Consider the following 15,135-nt stretch of genomic DNA (forward strand, 5'->3'; position numbering starts at 1 on the left):
TGATATTATTGTCTTAGCTATTGGGAAAAATGGTCTAACGTAAATTCTTTCGGTGAAGTTCCCTTTGTATAAATCGTAAAACCTAATAGGTTAGGTTTGTAATTTTAGACAAGGGAGATATGTCCATGATAAAAAAATCACGTTTATGGATGATATTTGTATTTGGTATCGTGTTAGTATTAGCAGCTTGTGGTGAAAAGTCGCAAGAAGATGTGGTTAAGAAGCTTGGAGAAAACGTTAAAGACTTAACTGGCTATAAAGCAAATGTGGAAATGAAAATGAATACTGGACAAGAAGAGCAAATGTTCAAAATCGATGTATGGCATAAGAAAGAAGACTTCTATCGAGTATCACTTTCTAGTAACAAGGACGATAAAGGTGGACAAATCATTCTTAAAAACAAGGACGGCGTTTTTGTTTTAACACCAGAATTAAAAAAGAGCTTCAAATTCCAATCCGAATGGCCAGAAAATAGCAGTCAGCCATACTTATACCAATCTCTTGTAGAGGATATTGCTGGAGATGAAGAGGCAGAATTTACTACAGATGAGAATCACTACATCTTTACAGCAAGAACAAATTATCAAAGTAACAACAGCTTGCCATATCAGGAGATTTACTTCGATAAAGAAAACTACACCCCTACTTTAGTTAAGATACTAGATACAGACGGGAATACCGTCGTCGAAGTGAAATTTAATAGCTTCGAGTTGGATCCTAGCTTTAAAGATAAGGATTTTGAAATTGATCAAAATATGGCAAGCACAACACCAGAGGATGTACCAACTTCTGGTGATGGTGTAACAGATGAACTGCAAGTAATGGCACCAATTGAAACAATAGGTGCTGAATTAACAGACCGTATGGAAGTTGACTTAGAAAACGGTAAACGTATCATTTCTACTTTCACAGGTGAAAAGAATTTCACACTTGTCCAAGAGAAAAAGAATGTAGTAGAAACATTATCTTCCCCAGTTGAAGTGAATGGTGATATTGTAAACCTTGGATTTGGCGCTGTCGGAGCATTATCTGATAACGCTGTTGAGTGGGACTACAATGGTATGAACTTCTACTTAGCAAGTGACGAGTTAACAAGAGAAGAATTAATCGAAGTAGCACAATCCGTACAAGGACAAGAAGTAAAATAATCCCTAAAATTGGGCAGGCTCATAGAAAAGAGTCTGCTTTTTGTTTTATAATAAGGAGAGTAATTGTTTTTCAATAAATGATGATATAGTTTTGGGTATATATTAAAGAAATATTAAATAAATGCACTGAGCTACCAGAAAGGAATCTATAGAATTTATTTTTCAAAATGAAGGGAGCAATAAATTGTGGTAGGTGAAATGTACCGAGAAACATGGGCTGAAATAAATTTAGATGCTATCAAACATAATATTACGCAAATAAAGGAAATACTACCGCAAGAGACGAATATCATCGCAGTCGTAAAAGCAAACGCTTATGGCCACGGAATTGTACCAATCGCCAAAAAGGCACTAGAATCAGGTGCAAACGCACTAGCAGTAGCCATATTAGAAGAAGCTATGATTCTTAGAGAAGCATCCATTACTGTTCCAATCCTAGTCTTAGGCTTTGTCCCAGCAAAACATGCACCTATAGCAGCTAAGAACAACATCACTTTAACCATTTTTCAAAAGAAATGGCTAGAAGACTTAAACCAATTCCAATTTGAACGCCCTTTAAAAACTCATATTAAGTTAGATACAGGCATGGGGAGAATAGGAATAAGATCTGGAGATGAATTAATAAACCTTATAAAGGAAATAGATAACAATAAGAATGTCCTCTTAACCGGTATTTTTACACATTTCGCAACTGCTGACGCTAAAGAATTAGTATTTTATGATGAGCAAGTTAAAAGACTTGAAGAATTGCTATCAGTTTTTAAAAAGAATTGCACGAAGGAAGTTATTGTTCATGTAGGCAATAGTGCTGCTTCCATACGCTTTCCAGAAAGCATGCATAATTGCATCCGATTTGGCATATCCATGTATGGGTTATATCCTTCAAAAGATGTAAGGATAGAAAACCGATTAGATTTAATACCTGCATTCTCATTACATAGCCGATTGGTTCATGTGAAAAAAATAGCAAAAGGTGAATCTGTTAGCTACGGAAGAACTTATATCGCTGAGACGGATGAATGGATTGGGACAGTTCCAATTGGATATGGAGATGGGTGGAGCAGAAAACTACAGGGTATGAGTGTTCTAGTAAATGGTAGGAAAATGCCAATTGTTGGCCGGATATGCATGGATCAATTGATGATTAGATTAGATGAAGAATTTGAGATTGGTACGAAGGTAACGTTAATTGGTGAACAAGGAAAAGAGTTAATAGAAATGGACGAAGTAGCAGATTACCTTGGAACCATTAATTACGAAATACCTTGTATGATTAATGAAAGAGTGCCAAGAATATACGTAGGAAATGGAAATAAAAGCATGGGTGACATTAAGGTTTTATAATAATGGACTAATTACCTAATTTTTTTCTAGAAAAGTGCTGATAAGCCTTTGCAATTACTGGTAGACAATGATATTATTAAATTTGATTAAATGCAGAAAAAGTAACGATCGTTCAGCAGTTGGCGGAGGTGCTTGGTTTTGTCAGAGAGCTTACAAGAAGTTATGGTACGGCTACCGAAAAACCTACTAAATGAGGTGGATGGATTAGTGAAAAAAGAAAACAAGGATCTAAGTGATATCATTTGTCAGGCAACTAGGACTTATTTAGAATCTAAAAAAGAAGAGTATATCCAAAACTTTTATAAATCCATGCAAAAAGGCTATCAAGAAATGGCACGAATCAATCTCTCTATTGCTTCAGAAGCATTTCAGGCTGAAGAGGAGGCTGAAATTACTCTAGAACGCTCTGTGATCGGGGTGTAGAATTTGATTGTTCAAAGAGGCGAAGTGTATTTCGCTGACTTATCCCCTGTGGTCGGTTCAGAACAAGGGGGCGTTCGTCCAGTATTGATCCTCCAAAATGATATTGGAAATCGATTCAGCCCAACTGTTATTGTTGCTGCAATCACCGCCCAAATCCAAAAAGCAAAATTACCTACTCATGTGGAGATAGATGCTAAGCGATATGGGTTCGACAGAGATTCTGTTATTCTGTTAGAACAGATTCGAACATTAGATAAACAGCGACTAACGGATAAAATTACAAAGTTAGATGACGTCATGATGCAAAAAATAAATCATGCATTAGAAATAAGTCTCGGGCTTAAGGACATGTATGGACATTAAGAACTCATAGTTAACAAATAAGCTATGGGTTTTTTTGTGTCTAAAAATGGAATGAAATAACGAGGCTTATCTTGTTTCTCATATAGAGCTTGGAGTCGTTAGACATGACAGTTCCTTTTTGAACTCCATTACTTTTTAAAATATTTACGAGCCATTCCTTTGTACATTTTTAGTTATCTGTGTCTACTTACCATTCTAACCTTTTGTATTAGAATTTGTTTGCAATAATATACATATCATGTGACAATATTTATAATATTTCTTAATCGGAGGTTTCTCATGAATAGGGATTTACGAGACATTGCTATAGACAATAGTGATGAAATAATTCAAGCGTGGTTGAAAGAGATTAATAAGTTAAAAGGTGTAAACTATACCGAAGATATCTCAACAGAACTGTATGATAGTAATAACCAAGAATTTGTAAATGTTATTTTTCATAGTATCAGAGGAAATGGTTCTACGAGAATAATCAAAGACTTTTCCGATCGAATCATTCAATTAGGTTGGCCATTAAGTTATATTATTGATGGCTTATTAGTATTTCGAAAAGTAAGCGTTAACTCCATCCTTACGAATTTAGAAGAGATAGATGGAGAGTCAACTAACGAAATAATAAGAAATGTTGATTCATGGGTTGAACCGATTATTAGACAATTAGTTAATGAATATTCTGTTAGTTGGGAGCAGGTTGTTTCCCTCCAACGAATTGCCTTACAGGAATTATCTGCTCCACTGATACCAGTAATGGATAATATCACCATTATGCCGTTGATTGGAACCATTGATACAGAACGTGCAAAGTTCATTATGGAAAACCTACTAGAAGGTGTCATGCGTCATAATGCAGAGGTTGTATTAATTGATATTACAGGTGTACCGGTTGTAGATACGATGGTAGCACATCACCTCTTTCAAGCAACAGAAGCGGTGCGTTTATTAGGAGCAAAATGTATACTTGTTGGTATTCGTCCGGAAATTGCTCAAACGATTGTTAATTTAGGTATTAATTTTTCCAACTTACCTACCAAAAGCACACTGAAAAAAGGGTTTATGCTAGCACTTGAAATAACAAATAAGTCCATTATAGAAACAGATAACAAATCAGAGAGTATCGAGGATTTGTTAGGGATTGATAAAGGGGTGAAAGAGGGTCGTGAGAATACCAATCTTAAAACTACATAATTATTTATTGATTTCCATTCAAACTGAGTTAGATGATCAAACAGCAATACAATTCCAAGAAGATTTATTAAAACAGATACATAGTACGGAAGCTACAGGAGTAGTAATTGATTTAACCTCAGTTGAAGTAATAGATTCTTTTATAGCGAAGGTGCTAGGTGACGTAGTTTCGATGTCAGACTTGATGGGGGCTAAAGTTGTATTAACTGGAATTCAGCCAGCAGTTGCCATGACTTTGATTGAATTAGGTATTCATATGCGGAATGTTCCGACTGCTTTGGATCTCGAACAAGGCTTAATTAAACTACATCAGGAATTGGGGGAATAGTTGATGAGTTCCCAATCCTTTGTAACGATTCTAAAAGAGTGGGATATTGTTGCTGCCCGCCAAATGGGGCGTGAGATTGCAAAACAGTTAGGCTTCGGAACTGTGGACCAAGCCCGTATTACAACAGCTATATCAGAACTTGCTAGAAATATATATTTATATGCTGGTGAAGGCCAAATATCTTTTGAAGTAGTTGAATCATTAGAACAAAAAGGGATAAAAATCGTAGCAACAGATTCTGGTCCAGGAATTCAAGATCTTAGTTTGGTTATGCAAGACGGATATACCACATCCGGAGGTCTTGGGGCTGGTCTTCCTGGTGTTAGAAGATTGATGGATGAATTTGATATGGAATCTGAGGTTGGCCAAGGAACTAGGATCGTCACAACTAAATGGGTTAGATAATATCATCTACAATAAAATGCTTCTTGTTTCATCATGTTTGACAACGTATGAACTTTTTACATGAAGTTCCTTATAAAAGAATAGGAGAGGCCACTATGGATACGAAAGATTTAGATGCTAGAAGCTATACCGATTTATTAAAGAGATATATAGAGACAAGTGATGAGCAAGCTCTTTATGGCGCAGAACAAATTTCTAAATCTTTTATTAAAAATCATATTTCACCAGAAGAGATTGTTCACTTACATATACAATCTCTGTTAGAAATATACCCGGAGATAAGTAATCAAATTCAACTTTCTATGAACTTTCTATTAGAAGCTATGATTGCTTATGGTCTGGCACATCAAGAGTATCAAATTCTTCGTGAAAAACAACTTAAAATTAAGTCGGAAATTGACGTAGCCGCAGGAATGCAAAGCATGCTTCTACAATCAGATGTGCCCAACACAGAAGAAATAGACATTGGTGTAATTAGTGTCCCAGCAAATCAAATGAATGGTGACTATCATCATTTTGTAAAGGGGAAAGACGGTGCTATTAGTATTGCAATTGCGGATATTATTGGAAAGGGAATCCCAGCAGCGCTATCTATGTCGATGATTAAATATGCGATGGATAGTTTTCCTGAAAGCGAAATGTCTACGAACGCCATTCTAGCGAGTCTTAATAGAGTTGTAGAAAGAAACGTTGACCCAAGTATGTTCATTACAATGTTCTATGCTCAATACAAACCGACAACCGGCAAACTCTACTATTCATCTGCAGGACATGAACCGGGTTTTTTTTATCGTAGCAAGACGAAAAGTTTTCAAGAATTTGAAGCAAGCGGTTTAGTGCTAGGGGTTGACCCAGATACAACGTATGTCCAATCTGAATTAGATATAGAAAAAGATGATATGGTCATTTTACTTACAGACGGTGTGACAGAATGTCGTAAAGGAGAAACATTTATCGAACGCGATGAGATACTAGAAGTTATCAAGACGTTTATGCACTTACCTGCCCAGGAAATTGTTAACCATGTTTATCGATATTTTGAACGAATCCAAAATTTTCAATTAAGAGATGATTTTACCTTAGTAATCTTAAAAAAAGTGGTTTAACGTTTACAGATATCGGGAACAAGAAAAATACACATTAAGATGTAATTTTTATAATGGGTGTTTTGGGGGGATAACTATGAATCTACAAATCCAAATAGATGAGAGGAACAATAAGTCTATTGTTCATTTATCTGGAGAAATTGATGTTTATACAGCACCAGAGTTAAAAGATGCATTACTCCCACTAACAAAAATAAAGGGAAGAATACTTGAAGTTGATTTAGAACATGTAAATTATATGGATAGCACAGGGTTAGGGGTATTTGTTAATGCTTTGAAATTATCCAAAGAGCATGAAAGTAAAATAACGCTTGTAAATTTACATGAAAGAGTGCTTCGTTTGTTTGAAATAACCGGATTACACAAGATAATCGATCTAAACAATACGATTCGAGGTGTGGATGAATAAATGGAATCGTTTGATTTTATTGAGATGAAATTTCCTGCAAAACCGGAATATGTTGGGGTCATAAGATTGAGTATTTCAGGAATTGCTAACCGAATGGGTTTTACGTATGAGGATATAGAAGACCTGAAAATTTCTATATCTGAAGCTGTAACTAATGTAGTTAATCATGCGTACAATGAAAAAGATAATGGGGTTGTTACCATTGGTTTTGGGGTTTATGAAGAACGGTTAGAAGTAATGGTAGCTGACCATGGTGGGAGTTTTAATTTAAGTGAAGTGAAGGCAAAAATTGGACCATACGATAGTAATGAATCGGTTGAAAACCTTCGTGAGGGAGGTTTTGGATTATTTTTAATAAACACATTGATGGATAAGGTTGAAATAAATAATAATTCAGGTGTTATTGTCCTTATGACAAAGTACCTTGAAAAAATAGGGGTGGAGCTAAATGACGACCACGTCTCAACCGGACAATAAGGGAAGAGATGAGGTTTATCAGTGGATTGAACAACTTCAACAGGACCCTATAAATGAAGAAGTTCAACAGAAAATAATCCTAACCTATAAAGATTTAGTCGAGTCCATTGCCAGAAAGTATTCCAAAAATAGTATGATCCACGAAGACCTAGTTCAAGTGGGAATGATTGGCCTTCTAGCGGCGATTAAAAGGTTTGATGCCACATATGGTAAAACATTTGAATCCTTTGCCATCCCTACTATCGTTGGAGAAATAAAGAGATTTATCCGTGATAAAACTTGGAGTGTTCATGTACCAAGAAGAATTAAAGAGCTAGGACCTAAAATTAAAAAGGCAATAGATGAACTAACCACCAAAAATCAAAAGTCACCGACTGTAAAAGAAATTGCGGAGTATCTATCTGTCTCTGAGGAAGAACTACTAGAAACAATGGAAATGAATAAAAGCTATAAAGCTCTATCCGTAGATCGAAGTATTGAAGGCACCTCAGATGGCAGTACCATCGCTTTGTTAGACATGATTGGTTCTAACGAAGAAGGATATTCGCAAATTGACCTCAAAATGCTATTAGAAAAAATTCTTCCACTATTAACAGAACGAGAACAAGAAATAATCCGCTGTACCTATTTTCAAAATATGAGCCAAAAAGAAACCGGAGAACTATTAGGGATATCACAGATGCATGTTTCACGTTTACAACGTAGGTCGTTAAAGAAACTCCGTGAAGCAATTAATTCAGACATTGCGGAGGTATTATAAAGTCTATGAATCGAGTCAAAGTAGCAGTATTTCAAGAAGCGAAAAAAGGTAATAATGAGTGCGGAGATAGTTACTTCTATAGTGAGACCGAGAATGAATTTATATGTGCATTAGCAGACGGCTTGGGAAGTGGAGAGTTTGCAAAAGAATCATCAGAAATAGTGATTAATATCATTAAAGAAAATATTAATTCCCCAGTGGAGGAACTGGTGAAGAAATGTAATGAAAAATTAATTGGCAAGCGTGGTACGGTTCTCGCTATATTGAAGATTGATTATCATTCAAATAGTTACTCCATTTCATCTATTGGAAATGTGGGTGTTATGACCATTACTCGTGGGAATACTAAAAAACGGAGTATTCCAAACGCTGGCTACTTAGCAGGATTTAATAGAAAATTTCAAGTGATTCAAGAACCACTTGAAAATGAGATGAATTTCATTATGTACACAGATGGTGTTACAAGTAAAGAACTGACCGAGCATTACTTCTTTGAGAAAGAAGTAGAAAGAATCACAAAAACATTTGCATTTAAAAGTAAGGATTCCCGTAAAGATGATACAACATTAATTGCAGTTCGATATGAACATAATTGAAAAGGGAGGAAGCCTGAGGGAGCATGTGATTATGACCCAAAAGGCTTCCTTTTCTTTCTATTGTAGGATCTAAGTTGCTTTTTTGATAGAATAGTACATGTGTAAAGGAGGAACGCTTGATGTCAGATACGTTAAATCAAGAATTAGCCCAGTGGGTATCGAAAGAAACATCTGTTCAAACGAATATTGTACACAAGGTAATTAACTTAATAGAAGAGGGAAACACGGTACCCTTTATTGCTCGTTACCGTAAAGAGGTAACAGGTGGCCTTGATGAAGTGCAAATAAAATCCATTCAGGATAAATGGCAATATGCTTCCAATTTAGCTCAGAGAAAAGAGGAAGTTATACGCCTAATTGACGAGCAAGGAAAGCTAGTACCAGAATTAGAGGATGAAATAAGAAAAGCAACTCAGCTACAACGGGTTGAAGACTTATACAGACCATATAAACAAAAAAGAAGAACAAAGGCTACAATTGCTAAGGAAAAGGGATTAGAACCTTTAGCAGAAGTAGTCTGGAAGCAAGAAGATATAGATATCAAGATAGAAGCAGAGAAATATTTATCCGAAGAACATGAATTAAACAGAATAGAAGACGTGTTAGCTGGAGTAAATGATATAATCGCGGAAAAGATCTCGGATGAACCAGAATTTCGTGAATACATTCGTAATCAGACATTTAGACGTGGTTTAATTCAATCTGAAGTTAAGAAACAAGATAAAGATGAGAAAAGCGTATATGAAATGTATTATGACTACAGTGAAGCGGTTCGGTCGATTGTTTCACACAGAATACTTGCATTAAATCGAGGAGAAAAAGAGGAAGTATTGAAAGTTTCTGTTGTCCCTCCTGCAGAATCGATAGCAGAGTATTTACAAAGGAAAGTCATTAAACAACAAACTACTAACGAGATTAGTGAAGTATTAAGGGTAGCAATAGAAGATTCTTACAAACGTTTGATTGAACCATCAATTGAGCGAGAGATTAGAGCAAGTTTAACAGAGAAAGCAGAAGAACAAGCTATTTCTGTCTTTGCAACCAATCTAAAGAATTTATTATTACAGCCTCCACTTAAAGGAAGAACAGTACTTGGGGTAGACCCAGCATATCGGACAGGTTGTAAGCTAGCGATAATTGACGAAACTGGAAAATTGCATAAAGTAGGAGTTATATATCCAACGGCACCAAGACACGATATAGAAGGTGCGGAAAAAATAGTGTTGGAGTTTTTACGGAAGTATTCTGTTGAATTAATTGCCATTGGTAATGGTACGGCTTCTAGAGAAACTGAGCAATTTATTTCTGGTGTCATCACAAAGAATAGCCTTGATATTCCATATATTATTGTGAATGAAGCAGGAGCAAGTGTTTATTCCGCATCTGAACTTGCAAGAGAAGAGTTCCCTGATCTACAAGTCGAAGAAAGAAGTGCTGCTTCTATTGCGCGACGTGTACAAGATCCATTAGCTGAATTGGTGAAAATTGATCCAAAGTCTATCGGTGTTGGACAATACCAGCATGATGTAGGCCAAAAGGCATTAAATGAATCATTAACTTTTGTTGTAGAAACTGCCGTAAACCAGGTTGGTGTTAATGTTAATACAGCTTCGACATCTTTACTTCAATATGTATCAGGTTTGAGTAAGACTGTAGCTGGTAATATTGTAAAAATGAGAAATGAAAATGGAAAGTTTTCCAATCGAAAGCAGTTGAAAAAGATTCCTAGACTTGGTGCTAAAACATATGAACAAGCTATAGGATTTTTACGTATAATTGATGGTAACAATCCACTTGACCGTACGCCAATTCACCCGGAGAGTTATAGCCATACAGAACAATTATTAGCTATGCTTGACTGTAAAATAGAGGATATCGGTTCGGATAAATTAAAAAAACAACTAAATACACTACATAAAAAAGATACAGCAACTCAACTTGGAATAGGTGAACTAACTTTAGAAGATATTATTGAAGCGTTAAGTAAGCCTGAACGTGATCCACGTGATGAGTTCCCGCAACCGTTGCTTAAGAAGAACGTGCTATCTTTAGAAGACCTTAAGCCAGGAATGGAGTTACAAGGTACCGTACGTAATGTTGTTGATTTCGGGGTGTTTGTGGATGTTGGTGTAAAGCAGGATGGATTAGTTCATATCTCGAAGATGTCAAACTCCTTTGTAAAACACCCAATGGATATTGCATCAGTTGGTGATGTTGTAACAGTTTGGGTGGAAAGTATTGATGTGAATAAAGGTAGAGTTGCTTTATCAATGGTAAATGATAAATAGATAAGAAAAAGCACTGAGGGATATTTTTCCCACAGTGCTTTTTCTAGAATTACGGCCACGTCCAGTTACAACACCCAGCGACTAGTGGGCTTCTTTCACCTCCGCAAGATAAGTCAACATCGACTCAATAGCTAAAGGAAGATCGACAAAAACTAGCCTTTAGGCCAACATACCCTATAATAGGGCATGTTTCCTTTATCTCCTACGGTTCAGTCTTCCCCATACGTCGCTAACTGGAGTGCTTCCGCTATTGAGATTACTCAACGTCACTAGCAGCCTCTACTTCACTCATGGAAACCCCAAGTGCGTTAGCGACTCCTTCGCCGTAAGCGGGATCTGCTTTGTAGCAATGGTTGATATGCTTTAATTGAACTTCCTTAGTTGTTCCTTCCATTGCACGTGCAGTGTTTTCGAACAATCTTTGTTGTTCTTCCGCGTTCATTAGACGGAAAAGGTTACCAGGTTGTTCGAAGTAGTTATCATCATCTTTACGGAAATCATAGTAATCAACATCTGCAGCAAGTTGTTGTCTCGGATCTTGATGTTCTTTACTATCTTCCCATTCACCATAGCTATTAGGGCTATAAGAAATATTATTGCCATGTGGAATCACACGCATTGCTCCATCACGATGGTAAGGATTGAAGTTTTTCGCATGTTTAGGGTAGTTAACTGGAATTTGCCAGTGGTTAACACCTAGGCGATAGCGTTGTGCATCTCCATAAGAGAACAGACGCCCTTGAAGCATTTTATCTGGTGAGAATCCAATACCAGGAACAATGTTAGTTGGAGCGAATGCAGCTTGCTCAACCTCTTCAAAGTAGTTTTCAGGGTTACGGTTAAGTTCTAGTTCCCCAACTTCAATTAGAGGGAAGTCACCCTTAGGCCAAACTTTTGTTAAATCGAATGGGTTGTAGGGAACTTCTTTAGCTTCTTCTTCTGTCATTACTTGAATGTAAAGAGTCCACTTAGGGAAATCTCCATTTTCAATTGATTCATAAAGGTCTCTTTGGTGACTTTCGCGATCTTTACCAACTAATCCTTCAGCTTCTTGATCAGTAAGGTTTTTGATTCCTTGTTGTGTACGGAAGTGGAATTTAACCCATACACGTTCATTATCGGCATTAATTAAGCTGTAAGTATGACTTCCGAATAAATGCATATTTCTATAGGATGCAGGGAGACCACGGTCACTCATCACGATGGTTACTTGGTGAAGTGCTTCTGGTAAACCTGTCCAGAAGTCCCAGTTAGCTTGTGCACTATGCATATTTGTTCTAGGATCACGCTTAACAACGTGGTTTAAATCTGGGAAACGCTTAGGGTCTCTAAAGAAGAATACCGGTGTGTTGTTACCAACTAAATCCCAGTTACCTTCTTCAGTATAGAATTTTAATGCTGTACCACGAATGTCGCGCTCGGCATCAGCAGCACCACGCTCACCAGCAACAGTAGAGAAACGTAAGAACATATCTGTTTTCTTACCTACTTCTGAGAACATAGAAGCTTTTGTATATTTAGTAATGTCATGAGTTACAGTAAATGTACCATAAGCACCTGAACCTTTTGCGTGCATACGACGCTCTGGAATTACTTCTCGGTCGAAGTGTGCTAATTTTTCTAGGAACCAGAAGTCTTCCATTAATAGTGGACCTCTAGGACCAGCAGTTTTTACATCATCATCATTTGGTACTGGAGCACCAAACGCAGTAGTAAGTTTTTTCTTGTTTTCACTCATTGAACATGTCCCTCCTGTAATATAAAATACATGTAATATAGTATCATAGTAATTATAAGATTACTAAATAGATAGTTTAGATATAAATCCTATCATGAGGATAAAAAGTATACTAGACTATCCTCCTTTCATGGATCATAATTCAGTTCCTAAACTATATTATAAATGATTATAAATAAAAATCAATTTTTAATTGTAATCATTTTAAATAACTTTACTATAATGATTATACCTACCTAAAATAATGATTCAGAGAAAAAACTAAGGGAAGTTTTCGCAAATGAAACAGTTAAGTGAGAAAGAGCTTTTCCATTTAGTAAATACTATTTCTATTGAATACTTTGGAAAAGCTTATACAGATGAAGTAATATTTAATAGTCGTCTTCGAACTACAGGGGGACGTTATCTGCCATCTAAAAGATTGATTGAACTGAATCCTAAATATTACTTTGAAGCAGATGAGGATGAATTTATTGGGATTATTAAACATGAGTTATGTCATTATCATTTACATATAGAAGGAAAGGGTTATAAGCACGGGGATCCAGAATTCAAAGCATTATTAAGGTTAACCGGATCACCTAGGCACTGTAAACCGCTCTCCTCAAATATGAATAGACAAAAGCATCAATATAAATGTGTTAATTGTAATTATGTGTATAAACGGGTAAGAAGGGTAGATTTGAAACGATATCGTTGTGGTAAATGTAGAGGTAAATTGGTGAGATTATCATGAACTGTTTGATTAATATATAAGAAGAATATAGTGAGGCGAAAAGTTTATAAATTCTGACGCAAAAAATAGATTGACGAAATAGGACATGCCGTGTTAAATTATATTAAGTCTTATGAAATACGAGACATTAAAGTTTTAAAAAAAGCGATTAAAAACCTCTTGACAATGTGTATTATGTATTGTATGATATTTTTCGTCGCTGATTTTTTAAATTGTATTATTCCACAGTAGCTCAGTGGTAGAGCAACAAGCATTACTTCTACCGAATACGCTACGAGTAACCCCGATGGATACACATCCATGAGTAAGCTAGTAGAAGCAGGGGTTCAACATCGTGGATTTTATTTTCAAAAACATGATTGGTTTTTTATTAAATTATTCCACAGTAGCTCAGTGGTAGAGCAATCGGCTGTTAACCGATCGGTCGTAGGTTCGAATCCTACCTGTGGAGCCATATGGAGAAGTACTCAAGTGGCTGAAGAGGCGCCCCTGCTAAGGGTGTAGGTCGGGTAACCGGCGCGAGGGTTCAAATCCCTCCTTCTCCGCCATTCTAATATGGCCCGTTGGTCAAGCGGTTAAGACACCGCCCTTTCACGGCGGTAACACGGGTTCGAATCCCGTACGGGTCATTTTCTTTTTTTTGAAACAAATAATTTTGAAGGTCCGGTAGTTCAGTTGGTTAGAATGCCTGCCTGTCACGCAGGAGGTCGCGGGTTCGAGTCCCGTCCGGACCGCCATTTAATTTGTTGGGCTATAGCCAAGCGGTAAGGCAACGGGTTTTGGTCCCGTCATTCCCAGGTTCGAATCCTGGTAGCCCAGCCAATTTTGTGTTTGTGAGATGCTTAACAAACTTTCGATTATAAACAGGAGCTGCCTAGAGGGATGCTCAATCATCATTGGAATCATTAACTATACGAGCCATTAGCTCAGTCGGTAGAGCATCTGACTTTTAATCAGAGGGTCGTAGGTTCGAATCCTACATGGCTCACCATTTCAATATGCGGGTGTGGCGGAATTGGCAGACGCGCTAGACTTAGGATCTAGTATCTTCGGATGTGGGGGTTCGACTCCCTTCACCCGCACCATTTTTTAACTCTGTTTCGTATGCGGTCGTGGCGGAATGGCAGACGCGCTAGGTTGAGGGCCTAGTGGGAGGTAATCCCGTGGAAGTTCGAGTCTTCTCGACCGCACTAGTTCAAGTAAATAGAATGAAATACTTCTTGAAATTGAATGTTGAATGTGTTATATTTAAATACGTTGCTTTTACGCGCCCGTAGCTCAATTGGATAGAGCGTTTGACTACGGATCAAGAGGTTAGGGGTTCGACTCCTCTCGGGCGCGCCATTTTAATCGGGAAGTAGCTCAGCTTGGTAGAGCACATGGTTTGGGACCATGGGGTCGCAGGTTCGAATCCTGTCTTCCCGATCCGAGAGTGCTTTTTGAACTACTGCTTGGAGTTAAAACTTAATATTGTTTCTTTAATAAATATGCGGGTGTAGTTTAATGGTAAAACTCCAGCCTTCCAAGCTGATGTCGTGGGTTCGATTCCCATCACCCGCTCCATGAAATTATGGGCCTGTAGCTCAGCTGGTTAGAGCGCACGCCTGATAAGCGTGAGGTCGGTGGTTCGAGTCCACTCAGGCCCATCATTCAACTACTGAATGAAAAAAGTTGTTGACACGGTTTAGTCAACATGATATTATATAAAAGCTGTCACTAAAAACAGCAACAATGATTTGCTCCTTGAAAACTGAACAAAACAACCAGTATGTAAGAAAAAACAACCCTGTTTTTTCTATTTTAAAAGAAATTCTAAAAGCTAGCGTGCT

Annotated in this window: 15 protein-coding genes and 12 tRNA genes; 26 read left to right on the top strand and 1 reads right to left on the bottom strand. The window is 37.1% G+C overall.

The genetic code is table 11. The features are described 5' to 3' along the window. Nucleotides 1-125: 125 nt before the first annotated feature. The 13 genes from TY11_RS02265 to TY11_RS02325 all read left to right on the top strand — a co-directional run bounded on the left by TY11_RS02265 (nt 126) and on the right by TY11_RS02325 (nt 10,832). Nucleotides 126-1,148: a LolA family protein gene (locus TY11_RS02265; RefSeq protein WP_042142423.1), complete on the top strand. Its 1,023-nt coding sequence runs from the start codon at nt 126-128 to the stop codon at nt 1,146-1,148. 186 nt (nt 1,149-1,334) lie between these two features. Then, nucleotides 1,335-2,492 (top strand): alanine racemase, encoded by a 1,158-nt coding sequence (gene alr / locus TY11_RS02270; RefSeq protein ID WP_197025045.1) that lies wholly within the window; start codon nt 1,335-1,337, stop codon nt 2,490-2,492. Between the two features lie 138 nt (nt 2,493-2,630). Further along, entirely contained in the window at nt 2,631-2,915 is a 285-nt protein-coding gene (locus TY11_RS02275; protein ID WP_026908574.1) for a CopG family ribbon-helix-helix protein, read from the top strand. Nucleotides 2,916-2,918: 3 nt separating this feature from the next. Then, nucleotides 2,919-3,278 (top strand): type II toxin-antitoxin system PemK/MazF family toxin, encoded by a 360-nt coding sequence (locus tag TY11_RS02280; RefSeq protein ID WP_042142425.1) that lies wholly within the window; start codon nt 2,919-2,921, stop codon nt 3,276-3,278. Between the two features lie 279 nt (nt 3,279-3,557). Further along, entirely contained in the window at nt 3,558-4,463 is a 906-nt protein-coding gene (locus TY11_RS02285) for an STAS domain-containing protein (protein ID WP_042142427.1), read from the top strand. Beyond that, nucleotides 4,435-4,791, top strand: a complete 357-nt coding sequence (locus TY11_RS02290; protein WP_042142429.1) for an STAS domain-containing protein — start codon at nt 4,435-4,437, stop codon at nt 4,789-4,791. The genes TY11_RS02285 and TY11_RS02290 overlap by 29 nt, the downstream gene beginning before the upstream one ends. Before the next feature lie 3 nt (nt 4,792-4,794). Beyond that, complete coding sequence (locus tag TY11_RS02295) at nt 4,795-5,196, top strand: anti-sigma regulatory factor (RefSeq protein WP_042142431.1); 402 nt, start codon at nt 4,795-4,797, stop codon at nt 5,194-5,196. Nucleotides 5,197-5,291: 95 nt separating this feature from the next. After that, nucleotides 5,292-6,302, top strand: a complete 1,011-nt coding sequence (locus tag TY11_RS02300; RefSeq protein WP_042142433.1) for a PP2C family protein-serine/threonine phosphatase — start codon at nt 5,292-5,294, stop codon at nt 6,300-6,302. Between the two features lie 76 nt (nt 6,303-6,378). Further along, nucleotides 6,379-6,711 carry an anti-sigma factor antagonist gene (locus TY11_RS02305; protein ID WP_042142435.1) on the top strand — a complete coding sequence of 111 codons (333 nt, stop codon included), beginning with the start codon at nt 6,379-6,381 and terminating at the stop codon, nt 6,709-6,711. Next, nucleotides 6,712-7,188, top strand: a complete 477-nt coding sequence (gene rsbW / locus TY11_RS02310; RefSeq protein ID WP_042142437.1) for an anti-sigma B factor RsbW — start codon at nt 6,712-6,714, stop codon at nt 7,186-7,188. After that, nucleotides 7,160-7,948 (top strand): RNA polymerase sigma factor SigB, encoded by a 789-nt coding sequence (gene sigB / locus TY11_RS02315; protein ID WP_042142439.1) that lies wholly within the window; start codon nt 7,160-7,162, stop codon nt 7,946-7,948. The genes rsbW and sigB overlap by 29 nt, the downstream gene beginning before the upstream one ends. A gap of 5 nt (nt 7,949-7,953) precedes the next feature. Then, the gene (locus tag TY11_RS02320; RefSeq protein ID WP_042142442.1) at nt 7,954-8,544 is read left to right on the top strand and encodes a SpoIIE family protein phosphatase; all 591 of its coding nucleotides are present in this window, start codon (nt 7,954-7,956) and stop codon (nt 8,542-8,544) included. 119 nt (nt 8,545-8,663) lie between these two features. Further along, complete coding sequence (locus tag TY11_RS02325; protein ID WP_042142443.1) at nt 8,664-10,832, top strand: Tex family protein; 2,169 nt, start codon at nt 8,664-8,666, stop codon at nt 10,830-10,832. Between the two features lie 256 nt (nt 10,833-11,088). Here the strand turns inward: TY11_RS02325 and TY11_RS02330 are convergent, their stop codons facing one another. Continuing rightward, nucleotides 11,089-12,570, bottom strand: a complete 1,482-nt coding sequence (locus TY11_RS02330) for a catalase (RefSeq protein ID WP_042142445.1) — start codon at nt 12,568-12,570, stop codon at nt 11,089-11,091. A 280-nt stretch (nt 12,571-12,850) separates the two neighbouring features. Here TY11_RS02330 and TY11_RS02335 point away from each other — a divergent pair, with 280 nt between their 5' ends. The 13 genes from TY11_RS02335 to TY11_RS02395 all read left to right on the top strand — a co-directional run bounded on the left by TY11_RS02335 (nt 12,851) and on the right by TY11_RS02395 (nt 14,952). After that, nucleotides 12,851-13,306 (top strand): SprT family protein, encoded by a 456-nt coding sequence (locus TY11_RS02335; protein WP_042142447.1) that lies wholly within the window; start codon nt 12,851-12,853, stop codon nt 13,304-13,306. 379 nt (nt 13,307-13,685) lie between these two features. Further along, nucleotides 13,686-13,760, top strand: a tRNA-Asn gene (locus TY11_RS02340). A 3-nt stretch (nt 13,761-13,763) separates the two neighbouring features. After that, a tRNA-Ser gene (locus TY11_RS02345) sits at nt 13,764-13,854 on the top strand. Between the two features lie 9 nt (nt 13,855-13,863). After that, nucleotides 13,864-13,935: transfer RNA gene (locus tag TY11_RS02350), tRNA-Glu, on the top strand. Between the two features lie 31 nt (nt 13,936-13,966). Continuing rightward, a tRNA-Asp gene (locus TY11_RS02355) sits at nt 13,967-14,043 on the top strand. 10 nt (nt 14,044-14,053) lie between these two features. Next, a tRNA-Gln gene (locus tag TY11_RS02360) sits at nt 14,054-14,128 on the top strand. A gap of 93 nt (nt 14,129-14,221) precedes the next feature. Then, nucleotides 14,222-14,297: transfer RNA gene (locus tag TY11_RS02365), tRNA-Lys, on the top strand. 9 nt (nt 14,298-14,306) lie between these two features. Beyond that, nucleotides 14,307-14,391: transfer RNA gene (locus TY11_RS02370), tRNA-Leu, on the top strand. A 21-nt stretch (nt 14,392-14,412) separates the two neighbouring features. Continuing rightward, nucleotides 14,413-14,496 (top strand) — tRNA-Leu (locus TY11_RS02375). Nucleotides 14,497-14,573: 77 nt separating this feature from the next. Further along, nucleotides 14,574-14,650, top strand: a tRNA-Arg gene (locus TY11_RS02380). Nucleotides 14,651-14,657: 7 nt separating this feature from the next. Beyond that, nucleotides 14,658-14,731: transfer RNA gene (locus TY11_RS02385), tRNA-Pro, on the top strand. Between the two features lie 64 nt (nt 14,732-14,795). Further along, nucleotides 14,796-14,869: transfer RNA gene (locus TY11_RS02390), tRNA-Gly, on the top strand. Between the two features lie 9 nt (nt 14,870-14,878). Beyond that, nucleotides 14,879-14,952 (top strand) — tRNA-Ile (locus tag TY11_RS02395). Nucleotides 14,953-15,135: the final 183 nt, after the last annotated feature.

This window comes from Paucisalibacillus algeriensis, assembly GCF_000577245.1.
Lineage (GTDB): Bacteria > Bacillota > Bacilli > Bacillales > Amphibacillaceae > Ornithinibacillus.

Bases quoted from the DNA above. Each gene is read 5' to 3' on its own strand.
- TY11_RS02335 (WP_042142447.1), top strand. From the start codon at position 12,851: ATGAAACAGTTAAGTGAGAAAGAGCTTTTCCATTTAGTAAATACTATT.
- TY11_RS02320 (WP_042142442.1), top strand. From the start codon at position 7,954: ATGAATCGAGTCAAAGTAGCAGTATTTCAAGAAGCGAAAAAAGGTAAT.
- TY11_RS02325 (WP_042142443.1), top strand. From the start codon at position 8,664: ATGTCAGATACGTTAAATCAAGAATTAGCCCAGTGGGTATCGAAAGAA.
- TY11_RS02330 (WP_042142445.1), bottom strand. From the start codon at position 12,570: ATGAGTGAAAACAAGAAAAAACTTACTACTGCGTTTGGTGCTCCAGTA.
- TY11_RS02265 (WP_042142423.1), top strand. From the start codon at position 126: ATGATAAAAAAATCACGTTTATGGATGATATTTGTATTTGGTATCGTG.
- TY11_RS02295 (WP_042142431.1), top strand. From the start codon at position 4,795: ATGAGTTCCCAATCCTTTGTAACGATTCTAAAAGAGTGGGATATTGTT.
- TY11_RS02285 (WP_042142427.1), top strand. From the start codon at position 3,558: ATGAATAGGGATTTACGAGACATTGCTATAGACAATAGTGATGAAATA.
- rsbW (WP_042142437.1), top strand. From the start codon at position 6,712: ATGGAATCGTTTGATTTTATTGAGATGAAATTTCCTGCAAAACCGGAA.
- TY11_RS02305 (WP_042142435.1), top strand. From the start codon at position 6,379: ATGAATCTACAAATCCAAATAGATGAGAGGAACAATAAGTCTATTGTT.
- TY11_RS02300 (WP_042142433.1), top strand. From the start codon at position 5,292: ATGGATACGAAAGATTTAGATGCTAGAAGCTATACCGATTTATTAAAG.
- sigB (WP_042142439.1), top strand. From the start codon at position 7,160: ATGACGACCACGTCTCAACCGGACAATAAGGGAAGAGATGAGGTTTAT.